The sequence below is a fragment of the Brevibacterium sp. NPDC049920 genome (assembly GCF_040656435.1).
Taxonomy (GTDB): domain Bacteria; phylum Actinomycetota; class Actinomycetes; order Actinomycetales; family Brevibacteriaceae; genus Brevibacterium; species Brevibacterium pityocampae.
In genome coordinates, this window is sequence record NZ_JBFAMF010000001.1 from 16607 (window position 1) to 36063 (window position 19457).

The window sequence follows — 19457 nt, forward strand, 5'->3', positions numbered from 1 at the left end:
TGCCATGAGCCTCATCGTCACTCAGCAGGATCTGTTCGATCATGGGGCGCACTGGCGCACGATATCCGCCATGACGGCGTGCTGCCTCAAGCGACTGATGCCCGGCGTGTACCTGCTGCACCGCCGATGCACCGAACCGCTCCACCGCCCCGGCACCCGGATGATCGAACCGATCGATGACGACCGCTTGGCATCACTCGGGTCGAACACCGCGCACATCCGCTACGCCGCCGGTCGTGCCCTCCTCATCGAGGCGTTCACCGCAACCCGGCATGGGGGCCGGCTCGTCTCGAGCGGAGCTGCGGTGTTCTCGCACGGCAGTGCCGCCCATCTCCATGCCCTCCCCTTCGCGATCGACGAGAGACCGCTGGTCGAGGTGCAGCGACCGGGCAAGAGCAGGCAGAAGGGGTACACCTGGCTCCGACCGATGCAGGTCGGTGCCGATCAGATCGTGGAGGTCTCGGGACTGCGCACCACCTCGCCCGCACGGACCGTCCTCGACATCGCACGCACCCGGGGCCTCGACCAAGGGCTGCCGATGGCCGAGGCCGCCCTTCGCAGCGGAGCGCTCACCGCCGAGGACCTCATCGTCTCTCGGGACTCGCATCCCGGCAGGCGACTGCACGTCGATGACGCGCTGCTCCGCCTCCTCAGCGGGCGCAGCGAGAGCGCGGGCGAAGCACTCCTCAAGATCCGTCTCGATCGTGCCGGGCTGCTCGGCGACCTGGTCGAGCAGTATTCGGTGTACGACGAGCACGGGTTCGTCGCACGTGTGGACTTCGCCCACTCCGGGACGAAGCTCGCGATCGAGTTCGACGGCTACGGGAAGTACTTCCTCGATGATGCGGACGGCCGGGCGGCGCTGAAGCAGGAGCGTCGGCGGGAAGCCGACCTGCGCGCCGCCGGCTGGGAGGTCATCCGCGTCGAATGGCGCGATCTCTTCGACCCGGCGGCGATGCGACGCCTGTGCGCACGCATCGCTCGGCACCTCGCAACCCGCAGTGCCGCTTGACCACGCGGTCCGAACCACGAAACTTCCGCAGAACCTGCAGTGGCCCGCACAACCTGTTCAGGTTGTGCGGGCCACTGCAGTTTTCGCGGGCATCTGCCGCAAGGCAGCCCCGCTGCCTGTCGCCTGGAGATCAGGCGAGGAGATCGCGCATGAGCTGCGCGGTCTCCGAAGGCGTCTTGCCGACCTTGACGCCGGCGGCCTCGAGGGCCTCCTTCTTCGCCTGCGCGGTGCCGGACGAACCGGACACGATCGCACCGGCGTGGCCCATGGTCTTGCCCTCCGGGGCGGTGAAGCCCGCGACGTAGCCGACGACCGGCTTGGTGACGTTGGCCTTGATGAACTCGGCCGCGCGCTCCTCGGCGTCGCCGCCGATCTCGCCGATCATCACGATCGCCTCGGTCTCCGGGTCCGCCTCGAACGCGGCGAGCGCGTCGATGTGGGTGGTGCCGATGACCGGGTCGCCGCCGATGCCGATGCAGGTGGTGAAGCCGAGGTCCCGCAGCTCGTACATCATCTGGTAGGTCAGGGTGCCCGACTTCGACACGAGGCCGAGCTTGCCCTTCTCGGTGATGTTCGACGGGATGATGCCCGCGAGCGATTCCCCGGGGGAGATGATGCCCGGGCAGTTCGGGCCGATGATCCGGGTCGCGTTGCCCTTCTCGGTGGCGTGCGCCCAGATCGCGGCGGAGTCCTGCACCGGGATGCCCTCGGTGATGATGACGAGGAGCTCGATCCCGGCATCGATGGCCTCGAAGCCCGCGTCCTTGGAGAACGCCGGGGGCACGAAGGCGACGGACACGTTCGCGCCGGTGGCCTCCATGGCCTCGCCGACGGATGCGAACACCGGCAGCTCGACGTCCGCGCCGGAGGCGTCCTTGTGGCTCACGGTGGTGCCGGCCTTGCGGGCGTTGACGCCGCCGACCACATTGGCGCCGGCGGCGAGCATCCGCGCGGTGTGCTTGGTTCCCTCACCGCCGGTGATGCCCTGGACGATGATCTTCGAATCCTGGTTGAGGAAAATCGACATGGTGTTATACGACCTTTCGGGCTATCAGTTCGCGGCGGCGAGTTCGGCGGCCTTGTCGGCTCCGCCGTCCATCGTGTCGGTGAGGGTCACCAGCGGGTGTCCGGCCTGCTCGAGGATCGCGCGGCCCTCCTCCACGTTGTTGCCGTCGAGGCGCACGACGAGCGGCTTGGTGGCCTGGTCGCCGAGGATCTCGAGGGCCTTGACGATGCCGTTGGCGACGGCGTCGCAGGCGGTGATGCCGCCGAACACGTTGACGAACACGCTCTTGACCTGTTCGTCGCCGAGGATGACGTCGAGGCCGTTGGCCATGACCTCGGCCGAGGCGCCGCCGCCGATGTCGAGGAAGTTCGCCGGCTTCACGCCGCCGTGGTCCTCCCCGGCGTACGCGACGACGTCGAGGGTCGACATGACGAGTCCCGCGCCGTTGCCGATCACGCCGACCTCGCCGTCGAGCTTGACGTAGTTGAGGCCGAGCTTCTTGGCCTTGAGCTCGAGCGGGTCCTCGGCGTCGATGTCGTGGAGGTCCGCGTGGTCCTCGTGGCGGAAGTCGGCGTTCTCGTCGAGCGACACCTTGCCGTCGAGCGCGATGATGTCGCCGGCCGCGGTCGACACGAGCGGGTTGACCTCGACGAGGGTGGCGTCCTCGGCGTCGAACACGGTCCACAGCTTCTGCAGCACCGCGGCGATCTTCGCCGCGACATCGCCCTCGAACCCGGCGGCGTCGACGATCTCCTGGGCCTTCGCGGCGTCGATCCCGGTGAGCGGGGACACGGGGACCCGGGCGAGCTCCTCGGGACGCTCCTCGGCCAGGGTCTCGATGTCCACGCCGCCCTCCTTGGAGCACATGGCGAGGTAGGTGCGGTTGGCGCGGTCGAGGAGGATCGAGAAGTAGTACTCCTCGGCGATGTCCGCGCCCTCGGCGATCATGACCTTCTTGGTGATGTGGCCCTTGATGTCGAGGCCGAGGATCTCCTCGGCCTTCTCCTTGGCCTCGGCCGGGTCGTGGGCGAGCTTGACGCCGCCGGCCTTGCCGCGGCCGCCGATCTTGACCTGCGCCTTGACGACGACGGTGCCGCCGCCGAGCGCCTCGGCCGCGGCCTGCGCCTGTTCGGGGGTGTCGGCGACCTGTGCGCGGAGCACGGGCACCCCGTGCTTCTCGAAGAGGTCACGCGCCTGATACTCGAAAAGATCCACGTGTGTTCCTTACGTCCGTGCGCGCCCGGTCCGGGTCCGGATCGACCGTGGCCCTGCGGGCGCGCCGCTTGCGGGTGGGTATGAAGCGAATCAACCGCTTCCCACACTAGTCGCTCATCCGAGTGCGGACACAAGCGACCCGGCCGAACGTGGACGCCGGCCCCGGCCCGAGGCGCCCGCCGCACCCGAACCGCGCTCCCGTCGCCCGCACGCAGCCCGCCTGCCGCTCCCCGTCGCCCGGCCCCGCGCCGGCCCCACGGCCCGCCCGACCCCGCCCCGGCCTCGCCGTCAAGAATCTTGAAGCACCGGTATCTTGACGGCGAAGTATCATGGGGGCATGGATGAGGTCGACCGGATCGTCGCGGCGTGGCGCCATGAGCGCCCCGACCTCGACGTGTCCCCGATGGAGGTCCTGTCGCGCGTGTCGCGCCTGTCGAAGCAGCTCGACAAGGCCCGCAAGGTCACCTTCCACAACCACGGACTCGAGGTGTGGGCCTTCGACGTGCTGTCCGCGCTGCGGCGCTCCGGCGCTCCGTATCAGCTCTCCCCCTCCCGCCTCATCGGCGAGATGATGGTGACCTCGGGGACGATGACCAATCGGATCGACCGACTCGTCACCGCCGGCTGGGTCTCCCGGCACCCCGACCCCGCGGACCGCCGCGGCGTGCTCGTGCGGCTCACCGCGGCCGGGCAGGCCAAGGTCGACGGGGCGCTGGCCGAGCTCCTCGTCCTCGAGGCCGAGCTTCTCGCGCAGCTCTCCGCCCCGCAGCGCCGCAAGCTCAGCGAGCTCCTGCGCCAGCTCTCCACCGGGTTCGACGGCGAGGACGAATGAGCGACCGGCACCGCACCGAGTCCGATCGCCGCGAGCTCGCGTTCGACGGCGCGCTCAACCTCCGCGACCTCGGCGGGCTCCCGACCGCTCACGGCCCCACCCGGTTCGGCCGGGTGGTCCGCGGGGGCCGGCGCGAACGCCTCACCGCGGAGGGCTGGCAGCAGCTCGCGGCGTACGGGATCGGGCATGTCATCGATCTCCGCACCCCCGCCGAGGTGCACCGCCGCCCCACCGACCCGCCCGTTCCCGCGACCGCCTGGGAGTCCTTCGACATCCTCCAGCTGCCGGTCGAGGACTTCGCGGTCGCGGACTACGTCGACGCGCTCGACCACCCCTACCTCAACCACCCCAAGCACTACCCGCTGCTCCTCGCCCATTTCCCCGCCGAGCTCGCCGCGGTCATGCACGCCCTCGCCCGGATCGCCCGGCTCCCGGCCGGCACGCGCTCCCCCGACTCCTCCGATCCCGCGGAGCCCGGTTCCGGATCATCCCGCCCCACCTCTCCCCGTCCCGGCGTCTACATCCACTGTTCGGCCGGCCGCGACCGGACGGGGCTGGTCTCCGCGTGGCTGCTCCAGCTCGCCGGCGTCGCCGACGCCGAGATCATCGCCGACTACCGGCGCTCCCTCGACTGGGTCAACGAGTACCACCGCACCTCGGGCCATCCGGTGGAGAAGCACGAGCCGCCCGCGGTGTTCGAGCCCTGGGCCCGGTCCCGCACCGAGGCGCTCGCCGCGTTCCTCCGCGCGCACCCCGCCGCCGAGGTGCTCCCCCGGCTCGGCCTCGAGGCGGACGAGGTCGGCGCGCTCGCCTCCCTCCTCGCCCCGCCGGACCCGCGCCCGGACCCGTCCGCCGGCTGAGCCCCGCTCCTGGGCACCGCCCGCCGACCGAGCCCGCCGACCGAGCCCCTGCGACCGAGTCTGCCGACCGAGCCCCACCGACCGATCCCTCCGCCTGCACCCCTCCGGCGGAACCCCGCGCCCGGTGCCTGCGGCGTTGCTCCCGGGTGCCGGGGCCGCGCGCCCCTAGACTGCACGTGACCGTCGACGTCCCCCTGCTGAAGGTGATGAGTGTGCGCCAGCGCTTCCTGACCGTTCCCGCAGCCGCCGCGTGCGCGCTGCTCGCCCTCACCGGCTGCGAAGCGACCGGCACCGAGCGCCCGGACCCGCGGCCCTCGGTGAGCCCCGAGGTGGCGACCCCCGTCGAGACCCCGGACTCCGCTCCCGCGATCACGCTCGTCGACGTGTCTCCCGGCGGGCCCGTCGAGGGCGATCCCGTGTGGTCCGGGCTGCAGACCGCCGCGGCGGACGGCGAGGACGCCTACCTCGACGTCTACGTCCACAGCTACCAGGAGCCCGGCGCGGAGGGCGAGGTCACGCTCACGCCGTCGACCCCGGACAGTGTGAGCATCACCCTCCCCGCCGAGGCGGTCGATGCCGAGCGGGCGCCGTTCTACCGGATCCTCGGCACCTTCGCAGTCACCGAGGTCGGGTCCTCGGCGTACACCCTCGAGTCCGTGAGCACGGACGAGATCGCCGAGGTCAGGCCCACCGGTCCGAGCACCGAGGAGCGGTGCACGGCCGAGGACGCGAACGAGCGGATCGAGCAGGCCGCCCAGCAGCTCGCCGAGGACCCGGGATCCCGGGAGGAGCTGCGGCTGCTGTGGGCGAGCGCGCCCGAGGTGTGGTGGGGCATCCAGCGCACGGCGGCGACGCTCGGGGACTCCGAGGGCGAGGCGGCCGGCGACTTCCTCACCGAGGCCTGCGGACAGCACCTGGGCTGAGCCCTACTTCTTCTTCGAACCGCCCACGCTCTTCGTCGGACCGCTCCTGCGCGTGGAACGGCTGGAGCGCCCCGCGCCCTCCGCGCGCTCAGCACCCCCCGCACCATCCGCACCATCCGCACCCTCCACGCCCACGCCGATCGCGGCGGCGACATCGGCGGACAGCGCGTCCTGGGCGGCCCGGGCCTGCGCCTCGTGCTCGGTGATCGCGGCACCGTAGGCGCGCAGCGAGGGCGGGGCGAACAGCGCGACGATGCACAGCACTGCCGGCACGATCGAACCGACGGGCAGCAGCCAGCCGGAGCCGAGCACCGACAGGCCGAACAGGATGAGCAGCACCTGCCAGGCGACCGTCGCCGGCCGCGCCCAGCGGTGCATCCGGTAGAGCCCCATGATCACGGCGACGAGGCCGAGCGCGAGCACGCCGAACATCACCGCGAGCGACAGCAGCGAGGTTGCGACATCGGTGCTCCCGGAGCGCGAGAGCACGACGAAGAATCCGGCGGACACGAGGAGGGCGGCGACCTCGACGGCCACCATCGCGAGTGCGGCCCACAGCGTCCACGGCCGGCGGACCGCGGTGGGCTCGGGCCGCTCGGTCACAGAGTGATCCGCTCGAATCCGGGGATGAGGATCTCATCGATGAAGCGCTCGCGGGCGTCGAGCGGGATGAACGCACAGCCGAGCGCGTTGACCGTCGCCCACTCGAGGTCGCTCTGGTCCCAGCCGGCCTCGTCGACGAGGAGGCGCATCTCGCGGGTCACCGAGGTCGCCGACATCAGCCGGTTGTCGGGGTTGACGGTGACGGCGAACCCGAGGTCCTTGAGCCCGGTGATCGGGTGGTCGGCGATCGAGCCGGCGGCCCCGGTCTGGAGGTTCGACGAGGGGCACAGCTCGAGCGGCACCTGGTGATCGAGGATCCACGCCGCGAGCCGACCCAGGGTGCCGTTGCCGTCGATGATGTCCATGTCCTCGACGATCCGCACGCCGTGGCCGATCCGCTGCGCGCCGCACACCTGCACGGCCTCGAGGATCGATTCGACCCCGGCGGCCTCACCGGCGTGGATGGTGACGGGGAAGCACTCGCGGTGGAGGTAGTCGAAGGCCTGGAGGTGGGCGGCCGGCGGGTTGCCGGCCTCGCCGCCGGCGATGTCGAAACCGACCACGCCGGTGTCGCGGTGGCGGATCGAGAGTTCGGCGACGGCGAGCGAGTTGTCCGCGTGCCGCATGCCGGTGAGGATCTGCCCGGTGCGGATGACGTGCCCGGCCTCCGCGGCGATCGCCTCGCCCTCGTCGAGGCCCGCCTGGACGGCGATCACCGCGGCGTCCATGTCGAGGTCCGCGCGCAGGTGCTGCTCGGGCGCCCAGCGCGCCTCGGCGTAGAACACGCCGTCGGCCACCTGGTCGAGCACCCACTCGCGGGCCACCCGGGTGAGCGCGGGCGCGGTCTGCATGACCGCGATCGTGTGCTCGAAGGTCTCGAGGTAGCGGGTGAGCTCCCCGGAGTTCGCCGAGGCGGAGAACCACGCGCGGAGGTCCGCCGGGTCGTCGGCCGGCAGCGTGTGGCCGACCTCCCGGGCGAGCTCGACGATCGTCGCGGGTCGCAGCCCGCCGTCGAGGTGGTCGTGCAGCGACACCTTGGGGAGTCGGAGAATCGGGTCATCGGCGTCGACTCCGTGGGGAGTCGGGAAGAGAGTCTGGTCCACGCGACCAGCCTACGCCACCGGCCCCGGGCCGACGCTCAGTCGGCGCCGGGGACGTCGATCTCGCCGGCCCGGATCCGGTCGCGGACGTCGGCGATGTCGCGCGACAGCCCGGCCACGGTGCTCAGCAGCCCGTCGGAGGCGACGACCTCCACCCCGCCGTTGTCCATCGTGCCGGTGTAGGCGGGCGCGCGCACGGCGATGTCGCCGATGGTGCGCTCCTCCCCCTCCGGCTCCTCGATCTCACCGGCGAACCCGGTCACCGGCCAGCCGGCGACCGTCGACTGGAAGCCCGCCGCGACGTTCGGCACGGTCGAGGCGATGACGTGCTCGCCGAGGTCGTCGTCGAGCGTGCGCGCCCCGTCTGTGCCGTACCAGATCAGGGTCGGGTCGATCGTCTCCTCCGGGTCCTCGTCGGACCCGCCGTCGCCCTCGCCGATCTCCGGCCCGCCGACTCCCGCCGCCGCCGTGCCGGGCCCGGCTGTGCCGTCGGTGCCCTCGGCGCCGTCCGCGGCCGCCTCGTCGCTCGGAGCGTAGTGCTCGGCGAACACGTCGAGCACCCCGCTCGCCGCACCCGAGGCGAAGGGCACGATGACGTCGGCCCCGGCCTCGAGCGCGGCCTCGGTGTACTCGCGCCCGGCCGCCGGGGTGTCGTCGACGGTGCGGCGGGACACCGAGCCCTCCCGCAGCCCGGCGACCTCGGACCCGGTGTCGATGCCGCGCTGCTCGACCCCGGCGTCGAAGGCCGCGAGGAGCTCGTCGCCGCCGGCGAACCCGCGGGACACGAACATCGCGACGATCCCGGTCTCCGAGCTCGCCGCCGCGGCGTAGCCGGCGATGAATGCGGGCTCGCGGAGGTCGAAGTCGATGGTGACGACGTTGTCCGGGTAGTCGGTGCCGCCGGTGGCGACGGCGAGCCACGCGGTGTCCGGGGCCCGCGCGGCGACGGCGGCGAGCGCCTCGGCCCCGCCGGGGCCCACGAGCGCGCCGAGCGAGCAGTCCCCGCCGGCGTAGCGGCCGAGCGCCTCCTCGGTGCCGGCGAGCGTGCTCACGCGCTGGGAGGACGTCGAGGCGAGGAACCCTGCGGACTGCGCATGGGACAGCTCACCGAAGCTCAGCTGGCCGATCGACCGGTCGGCGAAGCCCGCCGGGGCGGAGACCACGCAGCCGGTCGTCGTCGCCGGAGCGGCCTCCTGCGGCTGCGCCCCGCACGCGGTGAGCAGCGCGGCCGCGGCGAGACCCGCCGCCGCGCCCGGAGCCCGGCGTGCGCTCGTCATCGCAGTCCCAGCGCCTTGAGGGCGGTGGAGGCGAACACGCGCACCCCCATCTCGAGAGCGCCCTCGTCGACGAGGAAGTCCCCCTGGTGGATGTCGTAGGTGACGCCGCCGGGCGTCCGGGTGCCGAGTCGCACGAGGGCTCCTGGGCAGTGGGTGAGGTACCAGGCGAAGTCCTCCCCGCCCATCGACTGCGGGGTGAGCTGCACGCTGTCCTCGCCGAGCTCCTCCTTGACGGCGGCCTCGATGAGCGCGACCTCCGGCTCGGTGTTGACCACCGGGGGCACGCCGCGCCGGTGGGTGAGCTCGACCTCGACCCCGAACGGCCCGGTGATCCGGTCGACGAGCCCGGGGAGCACCTCGGCGACCTGATTCCAGCCGTCGACGTCGAGGCACCGCAGGGTGCCCATGATCGAGCCCTCGTTGGGCACGACGTTGGCCGCGTGCCCGGCCTCGATCGCGCCCCACACGAGCGAGATCGCGTGGCGCGGATCGATGAGCCGGTGGAGGGTGGCGGGCAGGTCGGTGGCGACCTTGCCGAGCGCGTAGACGAGGTCCTCGGTGAGGTGCGGGCGCGAGGTGTGGCCGCCGTGGCCGCGCAGCCGCACGATGACGGTGTCGCCGGCCGCGGTGATCGCCCCGATGCGCGATCCCACGTGCCCGACGTCGACGTTCGGATCGCAGTGGATCGCGAACACCTGCGGGACGTCGGCGAGCGCACCCTGCTGGATCACGGTGAGCGCTCCGCCGGGCGTGACCTCCTCCGCGGGCTGGAAGATCAGGCGCACGGTGCCGCCGAGCCCGCCGGGCCGGCTGCGGTGCATGTCGGCCAGCACGATCCCGGCGCCGACGAGGGCGCTGAGGTGGATGTCGTGCCCGCACGCGTGGGCGACGCCGGGCACGGTGGAGACGAAGTCGGTGCCGGTGAGGTCGTCGAGCGGGAGGGCGTCGATGTCGGCGCGCAGGGCGAGTGCGAGCGGCCCGGAACCCACCTCGCACACGACCCCGGTGCCCTCGAGGCGCCGCGGCGCGAGTCCGGCGGCGGTGAGCGCTGCGACGATCCGGTCGGTGGTGCGGAACTCCTGGAAGGACAGCTCGGGGTGCGCGTGGATGTCGCGTCGGAACCCGACGAGGGAGTCGAGATGAGGGGCCAGGGCGGATCGGATCACGCGCACTCGGTCTTTCGGATGGACGACGAACGGACGGACGGCACCGGGGACATCGCGGTGGACGACGGGGTGATCCCCGATTCTAGTCCCGATGACGAGCGCACATGACACCGGATGACGTTCCGTGACAGCCGGTCGCCGGACGCTGCGCGGGCGTGCGTCACAGCACGTCCTCCCGCCCGATCTCCGCGGCACGGGCGACGGCGCGCTTGACGTCCTGCGCGTGCGAGCGCGCGGCGACGAGCAGGGCGTCGGCGGTGTCGACGACGACGACGTCGTGGAGGCCGACGATCGCGATCAGCCGGTCCTGATCGGACATGACCACGCCGGAGGCATCGATGTCGACGACGTCGACCTCGCGGCCGACCGAGAACACCCCGTGCTCCTCGCCGCGCACCGGCTGGCGCAGCTTCGCCACCGAGTCGAAGTCCCCGACGTCGTCCCAGCCGAAGTCCCCGGGGATGACGACGACCCGCCCGGCCGCCGCGGCGGGCTCGGCGACGACGTAGTCGATCGCCTTCTTCTCCAGCCCCGGCCACACCTCTGCGAGCACCCGCTCGCGCTCCGCACCGGGGGCGGCGTCGGCGATCTCCCGCAGCCCGGCGTGGAGCTCCGGGGCCTGCTCCGCCATGACCGCGAGCAGCGCATCCGCACGGGCGATGAACATCCCCGCGTTCCAGCGGTAGGAGCCGGAGTACGTGTACTCGCGGGCCCGGCCGGCCGCGGGCTTCTCCACGAATGCGAGGGCGCGGCGGGCGGCGGGCGCGGCGGGCAGCGCGAGCAGCGGCCCGGTCCGGATGTAGCCGTAGGCGGTGGCGGGGTAGGTGGGGGTGATGCCGATGGTGACGATGTCCCCGCCGGTCGCCGCGGCGCACGCCTGGGCGATGACCGCGGTGAATTCGTCGACGTTGGTGATCGAGTGGTCGGCGGAGAAGGAGCCGATGATCGCATCCGGGTCCTCGTCGGCGATGAGCATGGCGGCCAGCCCGATCGCCGCGGCCGAGTCCTTGGGGCTGGGTTCGGCGAGGATCCGGTCCGCACCGAGGCGCGGCAGCTGCTCCCGCACCGCCTGGACATGGGGTGCGCCGGTCACCACGGTGATCCGGTCCGGGGAGACGAGCGCCTCGACCCGGTCCCAGGTCGACTGCAGCAGCGAGCGGCCCACGCCCAGGACGTCGTGGAGGAACTTCGGGGCGTGCGCCCGCGACACCGGCCACAGCCGGGTGCCGGATCCCCCGGCGGGGATCACCGCGTGGAAGTGCGGGTCCGCGAGCGGCACAGCAGGAGCGGCGGGCGCGCCGGCGACAGGGGCAGGGGCAGGGGCAGGGGCATCGGCGATCATCCCACCCATTGTGGTCGACTCCCCGCACGGGTCCGCTGAGCGACCCGCCGCGCACCGGATCCCGCGCCCGGGGCGCAGCGCGGCTCCCCGGCCCGCGGCCGCCCCGCACAGCGCCGATGCGCGGCGGAGAGTCGCAGCGGATAGTCCGTGATGAATACCGCACACTTCTGTCCGGTATATATCTTTCGGACGCGAGGAGTCCGAATGCTGGTCAGCGCGGTGCGCGCTTCTCTCATGAAATGCGCAGGAAGCGTGCGTTTCGATTGGCACCGCTGGGAAAACCGGCGTAACTTCATGAGGTAACCCAAATGCTCGTATCCACTTGGAGGATGCCCCGTGGCCAAAGCGTCTACGGGCACTCTGTACCGAGGGAACGAAGGGATGTGGTCCTGGGTCGCGCACCGCGTGACCGGCGTCGGCATCTTCTTCTTCCTGCTGGTGCACGTGCTCGACACAGCACTCGTTCGCGTCTCGCCGGAGGCGTACAACGCCGTCATCGCGACCTACAAGACCCCGCTCATGGGACTCGCCGAGATCGGCCTCGTCGCCGCCATCGTGTACCACGCCTTCAACGGCCTGCGGGTCATCCTGGTCGACTTCTGGAAGGGCGGCCCGAAGAACCAGCGGAAGCTGTTCTGGGGAGCCATGATCCTGTGGCTCGTCGTGATGATCGGCTTCCTCCCCCGCCACCTCATGCACGTCTTCGGAGGCTGATGAGAATGACTGCTTCGACCATTCCCGCACCCCGCACGGGCTACACGCGCCACGCCTCGACGCGCTCGAAGACCGAGCTCTTCGCCTGGCTCTTCATGCGCCTGTCCGGCATCGTGCTCGTCGTCCTGATCTTCGGCCACCTGTTCGTCAACCTGTGGCTCGGCGACGGCGTCAACGCCATCGACTTCGGCTTCGTCGCCGGCAAGTGGGCCAATCCGTTCTGGCAGATCTGGGACCTCGTCATGCTGTGGCTGGCGATGGTCCACGGCACCAACGGCATGCGCACGATCATCGCCGACTACGCCGAGCGCCCGGGCACCCGGATCGCGCTGCAGGTGGTGCTCTACGTCGCCTCCGCGATCATCATCACGCTCGGCACCCTCGTGATCTTCACCTTCGAGCCCTGCCCCGTCGGCGCCGACCCGGCTCTGCTCGCTTCCTTCTGCACCGCCGGCTGACGCAGGCACTACAAGGAGAACTGAATTCTATGCAGGTACATGAGTACGACGTCGTCATCGTCGGCGCCGGCGGCGCGGGCATGCGAGCGGCCATCGAGTCCGGGCAGCGGGCCCGGACCGCGGTGCTGACCAAGCTCTACCCCACGCGTTCGCACACCGGCGCGGCCCAGGGCGGCATGTGCGCGGCCCTCGCCAACGTCGAGGAGGACAACTGGGAGTGGCACACCTTCGACACCATCAAGGGCGGTGACTACCTCGTCGACCAGGATGCCGCGGAGGTCATGGCCAAGGAGGCGATCGACGCCGTCCTCGATCTCGAGAAGATGGGTCTGCCCTTCAACCGCACGCCCGAGGGCCGGATCGACCAGCGCCGCTTCGGCGGGCACACCCGCGACCACGGCAAGTCCCCGGTGCGCCGCGCCTGCTACGCCGCGGACCGCACCGGCCACATGATCCTCCAGACGCTCTACCAGAACTGCGTCAAGCACGGCGTCGAGTTCTACAACGAGTTCTACGTGCTCGATCTCGTCATGACCGAGGTCGACGGCGTGCGCCGCCCCGCCGGCGTCGTCGCCTACGAGCTCGCCACCGGAGAGATCCACGTCTTCCGGTCGAAGGCCGTGGTGTTCGCCACCGGCGGCTTCGGCAAGGTCTTCAAGACCACCTCGAACGCCCACACCCTGACCGGCGACGGCGTCGCGGTGACCTACCGCCAGGGCCTCCCCCTCGAGGACATGGAGTTCTTCCAGTTCCACCCGACCGGCCTCGCCGGCCTCGGCATCCTCCTGTCCGAGGCCGCCCGCGGCGAGGGCGCGGTGCTGCGCAACTCCGACGGCGAGCGCTTCATGGAGCGCTACGCCCCCACCATCAAGGACCTCGCCCCGCGCGACATCGTCGCCCGGTCGATGGCCAACGAGGTGCGCGAGGGACGCGGCTGCGGTCCGAACAAGGACTACGTGCTCCTCGACCTCACCCACCTCGAGCCGGCGCACATCGACGCCAAGCTGCCCGATATCACCGAGTTCGCGCGCACCTACCTCGGCGTGGAGCCCTACACCGAGCCGGTGCCGGTGTTCCCGACCGCCCACTACGCGATGGGCGGCATCCCGACGAACATCAAGGCCGAGGTGCTGTCGAACAACACCGACGTCGTCCCCGGCCTCTACGCCGCCGGCGAGTGCGCCTGCGTGTCCGTGCACGGCTCCAACCGTCTCGGCACGAACTCGCTGCTCGACATCAACGTGTTCGGCAAGCGCGCCGGCATCGCCGCCGCGGAGTACGCCGCGACCGCCGTCATGCCGGAGCTCCCGGAGGGCCCGGAGGCCCGCGTCGTCGACATGATCGAGTCGATGCGCACCGCCGACGGCACCGAGTCGGTGGCCGCGATCCGCAAGGACCTGCAGGACGTGATGGACGCCGACGTGCAGGTATTCCGCACCGACGAGACCCTCCGCAACGCCCTCGACGTCATCGCGACGCTGCGGGAGCGCTACGCGAACGTCGGGATCCAGGACCGCGGCAAGCGCTACAACCTCGACCTGCTCGAGGCGATCGAGCTTGCCTTCCTGCTCGAGATCGCCGAGGTCGTCGCGGTCGCCGCGATCCACCGCAAGGAGTCGCGCGGCGGTCACTTCCGCGAGGACTTCCCCGATCGCGACGACGAGAATTTCATGCACCACACGATGACCTACCTCGACCCCGACAGCGAGTCCGAGGGCATCAAGGGCATGCGTCTGGAGACCAAGCCCGTCGTCATGACCCGTTACCAGCCGATGGAGCGTAAGTACTGATGAGTGCGAATCCCGAGACCACCACCGCAGAACCGGCATCCAAGGTCGACATCCCCGATCACCTGGGCGGGGGCGGCGGCGAGATCCCGTCGTTCGACTGCACCATCCGGATCGCCCGCTTCGACCCCGAGAAGGACTCCGAGCCGCACTGGGAGGACTACACGGTCACGATGCACGGGACCGACCGCGTGCTCGACGCCCTCCACAAGATCAAGTGGGAGATCGACGGCTCGCTGTCGTTCCGCCGCTCGTGCGCGCACGGCGTGTGCGGTTCCGACGCGGTGCGGATCAACGGCCGCAACCGGCTCGCCTGCAAGACCCTGCTCAAGGACCTCGACACCGACAAGACCATCACGGTCGAGGCGATCAAGGGTCTGCCGCTGGAGAAGGACCTCATCGTGGACATGGAGCCGTTCTTCCAGTCCTACCGCGAGGTCATGCCGTTCCTCATCACCGACGGCAACGAGCCCACCCGTGAGCGTCTGCAGTCCGCGGAGGACCGTGAGCGCTTCGACGACACCACGAAGTGCATCCTGTGCGCCGCGTGCACGAGCTCGTGCCCGGTGTTCTGGACCGACGGCCAGTACTTCGGCCCGGCCGCGATCGTCAACGCCCACCGGTTCATCTTCGACAGCCGCGACGAGGGCACGGACTTGCGCCTCGAGGTCCTCAACGACCAGGAGGGCGTGTGGCGCTGCCGCACGACCTTCAACTGCACCGAGGCGTGCCCGCGCGGCATCCAGGTGACCAAAGCGATCGCCGAGGTCAAGCAGGCGCTCCTCACCCGCGCCTTCTGACCCCGGCGGGCCCGCCGGACCGGCACCGCCCGCACCCGCACAGCGCAGCCGAAGCGCCCGGACCCCGCTCCGGGCGCTTCGTGCATCCACCCCGGTCTGCGGACGCAGCGCATAGACTTCTCGTGTGTTCGATGCTCTCCGCGGCCCCGCCGCCCTCCTGCTCCCCGCCGTCCTGCTCCTCGCGCCCGCGGCCGGACCGCTGTCCACCGCCGGGCCGGCAGGGCTCCTCGGCGCCGGGCCGGTGCCTGCGCTCGCCGCCCCCGAGCCCGCGCCGGAGGAGTCCGAGCCGATCTACGCCTCCCCCGACCTCGGCCCCGGCACCCCGGCTCCCGAACCCGTCGCCGAGGCGTGGATCGTCGCCGACCTCGACTCCGGGGAGGCGTTCGCCGCCCACGAGATCGACGCCGGCCGGGCGCCGGCCTCGGTGATCAAGCTCCTCACCGCGCTCGCCCTCGTCGAGGTGCTCGACGACCCCGAGCAGGTCTACGAGCCGGTGTTCGCGGACATGGCCGTCGACGGCACGAAGGCGGGGATCGTCCAGCAGAACGAGTACACGGTCGACGACCTGTTCCACGCGATGCTCATGTCGAGTGCGAACGACGCCGCGCACGCGCTCGGCAACGCCGTCGGCGGGCAGGACGAGGCGGTGCGGCTGATGAACGCGAAGGCCGCGGAGCTCGGTCTCACCGGCACGGTGGCGCGCAACACCTCGGGCCTCGATGCGGAGGGGCAGGTGACGACGGTCGCCGACCAGATGATCGTGGCCCGCGCGGTCCTCCGCGACGACTACCTCATGGGGATCCTGCGCACGGAGACCTACGACTTCCCCGGAGCCACGGACCCCGACACCGGTGAGAAGGTCGCCGGCTACGAGATCGGCAACCACACGCGGGTCGTCGGTGAAGTCGACGGCGGGCTGGGACTGAAGAACGGCTACACGGAGGCCGCGAAGGGCTCCTTCGTCGCCGTCGTCGAGCGCGACGGGAAGACCTATGCCTCGGCGGTGCTGACGAGCGACAACGGCACCCGCCGGGCCGCGCTCGACCTCATCGAGTGGGCCTTCAACCAGGATGACCCCGAACCCGTCGCCGAGGTCCGCCTCACTCCGGAGCCGACCGCCGGGCCGACGCCGACGGAGTCCACCGCCGCCCCGGCCGCAGACGTCACCGGCGGGGCCGAGGCGTCGGACTCCGGTGCCTTCGATGCGCGCATCCTGTTCGCGGCCGCCGGCGCGGTGCTGCTCCTCGGCACGTTCGGCTTCGTGCTGCTGCGCCGCCGCAGCACCGCCCGCGCGCCACACTCCTGACCCCGGTTCGGAGTGTGGGGCTCTCGGCAGCATGTGGTGGCGCTGTTCGCCCTGCACTCCTCCACAAGCCCCACACTCCACTTCGAGGCGGGCCGTCTCAGGGCCGGACCGAGTGCTGAGCGCGGCCCGGCTCAGATCGCGGAGATGATCCCGCGTTCGGTGAGCTTCGAGGCCAGCCCCGCGCCGTCGCTGGCGTAGACCCAGGGCACCCCGGTGCCGCGGCCGCCCTGCTGCGAGCGACCGCCGGCCCACACCGCCTCGCCGACGGTGAGCTGCCGGATCGCGACGGCGGCGACGTTGTCCGGGTGGTTCTCGGCGAACTCGCCGTAGATCGCCTCGTCGTGCTGGCCGTCGTCGCCGACGAGCAGCCACTTCATGGTGGGGAACTCGCGGGCGAGCCGTTCGAGCGTGGAGCGCTTGTGCTCCTGCCCGGAGCGGAACGCCCGGGTGGCTGTCGGGCCCCAGTCGGTGAGCAGCAGCGGGCCGTCCGGGTAGAGGTTGCGCCCGAGGAACCGCTTGAGGGTGGGTGCGACGTTCCAGGCGCCGGTCGACAGGTAGATGATCGGCGAATTCGGCCGCATGTAGGTGAGCCGGTCGTAGAGGACCGACATGCCCGCCACGGGATTGCGGGCGTGCTCGTCGAGCACGAAGGTGTTCCATGCCGCGAGCATGGGACGCGGCAGGGCGGTCACCATGACCGTGTCGTCGATGTCGGAGATGATCCCGAAGGTCTGCTCCTGCCCGATGATGCGCACCGTCGCACGGTCGACGAGGGAGTCGGTCGTCCACATCTCGATCTCCACCGGACCCGGGGCGAAGTCCCCGGGGATGACCGCATCGACGATCCCGCCGCGGTCGGCGGTCACCATGTGCTCGGTGTCGCCGACCCGCACCCACGCGGTCTCGTCCGACAGCGGCACGTTGCCGAAGGAGCGCCAGCCGCGGATGCTCGCCTTCGTGTCCGCGGCCGGCTGCCCGGTCTTGGTGAGCACGACCCGGGCGAGCACGCGGATGCTCGTCTCCGTGCCGTAGGAGTCGTAGGCGATGACGGTGGGGCGCCAGTCGCGCTTGCGGACCACACCGCGCGCCCACTCGTGATAGCGGTCCTCCCACCGGGCTGCGGTGTGGAGGACCTCGGGGGACAGATTGAGCGGAGTCTGATTCTTCATGGCCACGAGTGCATTGTCCCACGGATCACGGCGTGCGCCGCGCCCGCCGGGGAACTCGGGGACCGCGCTCACGGACCGAAAGGCACCTTGTCGAACAGCCGCCACTGCCCGGACGCATCGTGGAAGTACACCCCGAAGCCGTGCGCCATGAATCGGGCCTCGAATCCGGCGTACTCGCGGTAGGCGCGCTCGAGCTCCTCCTCGCACACGTCCTGGGCGATCGTGACGTGCGGGTGGTAGGGGAAGGCGAGGTGCTGGTTGAGCACGCCGTGGCGCAGCCGGCTCGACAGGGTCTGGCACTCGGAGATGCCGCGGGCCACGGAGATGAACACCACCGGCGAGGTCGGCATGAATGTGCCGGAGCCGCGCAGCTCGATGACGAACGGCGAGGTGTCGTTGGCGACGGCGCGGATGTGGGCGCGCACCACCGGCCAGGAATCACCGGGGATCTCCATCGGCGGGATCACGGTGATGTGGGTGGGCACGGTCGCCGCCCGCTCGTCCCCGTACCCCAGCCGCGCCGTGCGCAGCTCGGTGGCATAGGGGTCCGGGACGTCGAGGGTGATGCCGAGGGCGACCATTCCGTCCGCATCGGGAGCCGGCATCGCCGGGGCGTCCGGGGGCGCGCCCCAGCGGGGGCCGACGGTCTCAGCGGGAGAGGAATCCGACACGGGCGTACACGTCCTCGATGGTTCGACGGGCGATCGCCTCGGCGCGGTCCGCGCCGGCGTGGAGGATCCGCTCGAGCTCGGCCGGGTCGTCGAGCAGCTCGTGCGTGCGCTCGCGCACCGGGGTCAGCGATTCGACGGCGAGCTCGGCGAGTGCGACCTTGAGGTGGCCGTACATCTTCCCCTCGAACTGCGCGACGATCGACTCGATCGGCTCCCCGGAGAAGGAGGAGTAGATGGTGAGGAGGTTGGAGACGCCGGGCTTGGTCTCCGGGTCGTAGGCGATGACGGTGTCGTTGTCGGTCACGGCGGACTTGAACTTCTTCGTCAGCGCCTTCGGCTCGTCGAGGACGTCGATCCGCCCGGCCGGGTTCGCCGCTGACTTCGACATCTTGGCCCCCGGGTCCTGGAGGTCGTAGATCTTCGCCGTCTGCTTGAGGATCCCGGGCTCCGGCACGGTGAAGGTCTGCCCGTAGCGCTGGTTGAAGCGCCCGGCGAGGTTGCGGGTGAGCTCGAGGTGCTGCCGCTGGTCCTCCCCCACCGGCACGACGTCGGCCTGGTAGAGCAGGATGTCGGCGGCCATGAGCGCGGGGTAGGTGAGGAGTCCGAGGGAGATGTGCTCGTTCTTCGCGGCCTTGTCCTTGAACTGGGTCATCCGCTGCGCCTCGCCGAGCGAGGCGGTGCACTCGAGCACCCAGCCCAGTTGAGTGGTCTGCGGGACGTGGGACTGGATGAAGATCGTCGACTTCTCCGGGTCGAGCCCGGAGGCGATGAACTGCGCGGCGGTGCGCAGGGTGCGCTCCCGCAGCTCGACGGGGTCCTGCTCGACGGTGATCGCATGCATGTTGGCGATGAAGAAGAACGCGTCGTGCGTCTCCTGCTGCTCGACGAACTGCTGCAGCGCCCCGATGTAGTTGCCCAAGTGGAGGGAGTCCGAGGTGGCCTGGATCCCGGAGAGGGAACGGGGACGGTGCTGCGATTCGGAGGTCTGCGTCATGGTGCCCATTGTGCCACTGCGCTCGCCCGGGCGCGGACTCGGCCCGACCCCCTACGCCGCCTCCCTGGGCGCTGTTCGATAACGATTCGGACGTCATTCTCGGTTTCCCGACCGGCTCGGTTGGACAAACGGTGCGGGGCGGGTGCACCCTGGAGTGTCTGTCAGCGACCGCACAGACACAGTTGTGCGAACTGCCAGGCTCCCCAAGAGCGTGCAGGCCGC

General features: G+C 71.0%; 19 protein-coding genes. 9 read left to right on the forward strand and 10 right to left on the reverse strand.

What is annotated here, in order from left to right; genetic code table 11:
- Positions 1–4: 4 nt before the first annotated feature.
- Positions 5–1012, forward strand: coding sequence for a hypothetical protein (locus AB0I45_RS00085; RefSeq protein WP_360315835.1), 1008 nt, complete (start codon positions 5–7; stop codon positions 1010–1012).
- 130 nt (positions 1013–1142) lie between these two features.
- Here the strand turns inward: AB0I45_RS00085 and sucD are convergent, their stop codons facing one another.
- Both sucD and sucC read right to left on the reverse strand, forming a co-directional pair.
- Positions 1143–2039 carry a succinate--CoA ligase subunit alpha gene (gene sucD, locus AB0I45_RS00090; RefSeq protein ID WP_360315838.1) on the reverse strand — a complete coding sequence of 299 codons (897 nt, stop codon included), beginning with the start codon at positions 2037–2039 and terminating at the stop codon, positions 1143–1145.
- Between the two features lie 24 nt (positions 2040–2063).
- Positions 2064–3233, reverse strand: a complete 1170-nt coding sequence (sucC, locus tag AB0I45_RS00095; RefSeq protein WP_360315840.1) for an ADP-forming succinate--CoA ligase subunit beta — start codon at positions 3231–3233, stop codon at positions 2064–2066.
- Between the two features lie 337 nt (positions 3234–3570).
- Here sucC and AB0I45_RS00100 point away from each other — a divergent pair, with 337 nt between their 5' ends.
- The 3 genes from AB0I45_RS00100 (at position 3571) to AB0I45_RS00110 (ending at position 5848) form a co-directional block, all read left to right on the forward strand.
- Positions 3571–4065, forward strand: a complete 495-nt coding sequence (locus tag AB0I45_RS00100; protein ID WP_137317928.1) for a MarR family transcriptional regulator — start codon at positions 3571–3573, stop codon at positions 4063–4065.
- Positions 4062–4925, forward strand: a complete 864-nt coding sequence (locus AB0I45_RS00105) for a tyrosine-protein phosphatase (protein WP_360315845.1) — start codon at positions 4062–4064, stop codon at positions 4923–4925. Before AB0I45_RS00100 ends, AB0I45_RS00105 begins: the two co-directional genes overlap by 4 nt.
- A 176-nt stretch (positions 4926–5101) precedes the next feature.
- The gene (locus tag AB0I45_RS00110) at positions 5102–5848 is read left to right on the forward strand and encodes a hypothetical protein (protein ID WP_360315848.1); all 747 of its coding nucleotides are present in this window, start codon (positions 5102–5104) and stop codon (positions 5846–5848) included.
- Positions 5849–5851: 3 nt separating this feature from the next.
- Here the strand turns inward: AB0I45_RS00110 and AB0I45_RS00115 are convergent, their stop codons facing one another.
- From AB0I45_RS00115 to AB0I45_RS00135, 5 genes are all read right to left on the reverse strand, one after another.
- On the reverse strand, positions 5852–6451 hold the full coding sequence (locus tag AB0I45_RS00115) for a hypothetical protein (protein ID WP_137317931.1): 600 nt from the start codon (positions 6449–6451) through the stop codon (positions 5852–5854).
- Complete coding sequence (locus AB0I45_RS00120; protein WP_295686890.1) at positions 6448–7554, reverse strand: adenosine deaminase; 1107 nt, start codon at positions 7552–7554, stop codon at positions 6448–6450. Before AB0I45_RS00120 ends, AB0I45_RS00115 begins: the two co-directional genes overlap by 4 nt.
- Positions 7555–7589: 35 nt before the next feature.
- Positions 7590–8828 (reverse strand): BMP family ABC transporter substrate-binding protein, encoded by a 1239-nt coding sequence (locus AB0I45_RS00125; RefSeq protein WP_265809077.1) that lies wholly within the window; start codon positions 8826–8828, stop codon positions 7590–7592.
- On the reverse strand, positions 8825–9994 hold the full coding sequence (locus AB0I45_RS00130; protein WP_247618341.1) for an amidohydrolase: 1170 nt from the start codon (positions 9992–9994) through the stop codon (positions 8825–8827). The genes AB0I45_RS00125 and AB0I45_RS00130 overlap by 4 nt, the downstream gene beginning before the upstream one ends.
- A 160-nt stretch (positions 9995–10154) precedes the next feature.
- Positions 10155–11336 carry a mannose-1-phosphate guanylyltransferase gene (locus AB0I45_RS00135; protein ID WP_360315853.1) on the reverse strand — a complete coding sequence of 394 codons (1182 nt, stop codon included), beginning with the start codon at positions 11334–11336 and terminating at the stop codon, positions 10155–10157.
- A 336-nt stretch (positions 11337–11672) separates the two neighbouring features.
- On the opposite strand from AB0I45_RS00135, the gene sdhC reads away from it, so the two are divergent.
- The 5 genes from sdhC (at position 11673) to AB0I45_RS00160 (ending at position 16401) form a co-directional block, all read left to right on the forward strand.
- Entirely contained in the window at positions 11673–12050 is a 378-nt protein-coding gene (gene sdhC / locus AB0I45_RS00140) for a succinate dehydrogenase, cytochrome b556 subunit (RefSeq protein WP_137317935.1), read from the forward strand.
- Positions 12051–12055: 5 nt separating this feature from the next.
- Positions 12056–12508 (forward strand): succinate dehydrogenase hydrophobic membrane anchor subunit, encoded by a 453-nt coding sequence (locus AB0I45_RS00145; protein WP_247618339.1) that lies wholly within the window; start codon positions 12056–12058, stop codon positions 12506–12508.
- A gap of 29 nt (positions 12509–12537) precedes the next feature.
- On the forward strand, positions 12538–14298 hold the full coding sequence (sdhA, locus tag AB0I45_RS00150) for a succinate dehydrogenase flavoprotein subunit (RefSeq protein WP_137317937.1): 1761 nt from the start codon (positions 12538–12540) through the stop codon (positions 14296–14298).
- Positions 14298–15095: a succinate dehydrogenase iron-sulfur subunit gene (locus AB0I45_RS00155; RefSeq protein WP_247618338.1), complete on the forward strand. Its 798-nt coding sequence runs from the start codon at positions 14298–14300 to the stop codon at positions 15093–15095. The genes sdhA and AB0I45_RS00155 overlap by 1 nt, the downstream gene beginning before the upstream one ends.
- Positions 15096–15219: 124 nt before the next feature.
- Complete coding sequence (locus tag AB0I45_RS00160) at positions 15220–16401, forward strand: serine hydrolase (RefSeq protein WP_247618337.1); 1182 nt, start codon at positions 15220–15222, stop codon at positions 16399–16401.
- Between the two features lie 131 nt (positions 16402–16532).
- On the opposite strand, the gene AB0I45_RS00165 is transcribed toward AB0I45_RS00160, so the two are convergent.
- From AB0I45_RS00165 to trpS, 3 genes are all read right to left on the reverse strand, one after another.
- Positions 16533–17570 (reverse strand): phosphatase domain-containing protein, encoded by a 1038-nt coding sequence (locus AB0I45_RS00165; RefSeq protein ID WP_247618336.1) that lies wholly within the window; start codon positions 17568–17570, stop codon positions 16533–16535.
- A 68-nt stretch (positions 17571–17638) separates the two neighbouring features.
- Positions 17639–18241 (reverse strand): 2'-5' RNA ligase family protein, encoded by a 603-nt coding sequence (locus AB0I45_RS00170; RefSeq protein WP_137317941.1) that lies wholly within the window; start codon positions 18239–18241, stop codon positions 17639–17641.
- Positions 18219–19244 carry a tryptophan--tRNA ligase gene (trpS, locus tag AB0I45_RS00175; protein ID WP_247618335.1) on the reverse strand — a complete coding sequence of 342 codons (1026 nt, stop codon included), beginning with the start codon at positions 19242–19244 and terminating at the stop codon, positions 18219–18221. Before trpS ends, AB0I45_RS00170 begins: the two co-directional genes overlap by 23 nt.
- Positions 19245–19457 lie beyond the last annotated feature (213 nt).

Bases quoted from the DNA above. Each gene is read 5' to 3' on its own strand.
- AB0I45_RS00085 (WP_360315835.1), top strand. From the start codon at position 5: ATGAGCCTCATCGTCACTCAGCAGGATCTGTTCGATCATGGGGCGCAC.
- sucD (WP_360315838.1), bottom strand. From the start codon at position 2,039: ATGTCGATTTTCCTCAACCAGGATTCGAAGATCATCGTCCAGGGCATC.
- AB0I45_RS00100 (WP_137317928.1), top strand. From the start codon at position 3,571: ATGGATGAGGTCGACCGGATCGTCGCGGCGTGGCGCCATGAGCGCCCC.
- AB0I45_RS00105 (WP_360315845.1), top strand. From the start codon at position 4,062: ATGAGCGACCGGCACCGCACCGAGTCCGATCGCCGCGAGCTCGCGTTC.
- AB0I45_RS00125 (WP_265809077.1), bottom strand. From the start codon at position 8,828: ATGACGAGCGCACGCCGGGCTCCGGGCGCGGCGGCGGGTCTCGCCGCG.
- AB0I45_RS00135 (WP_360315853.1), bottom strand. From the start codon at position 11,336: ATGATCGCCGATGCCCCTGCCCCTGCCCCTGCCCCTGTCGCCGGCGCG.
- AB0I45_RS00145 (WP_247618339.1), top strand. From the start codon at position 12,056: ATGACTGCTTCGACCATTCCCGCACCCCGCACGGGCTACACGCGCCAC.
- sdhA (WP_137317937.1), top strand. From the start codon at position 12,538: ATGCAGGTACATGAGTACGACGTCGTCATCGTCGGCGCCGGCGGCGCG.
- AB0I45_RS00155 (WP_247618338.1), top strand. From the start codon at position 14,298: ATGAGTGCGAATCCCGAGACCACCACCGCAGAACCGGCATCCAAGGTC.
- AB0I45_RS00165 (WP_247618336.1), bottom strand. From the start codon at position 17,570: ATGAAGAATCAGACTCCGCTCAATCTGTCCCCCGAGGTCCTCCACACC.
- trpS (WP_247618335.1), bottom strand. From the start codon at position 19,244: ATGGGCACCATGACGCAGACCTCCGAATCGCAGCACCGTCCCCGTTCC.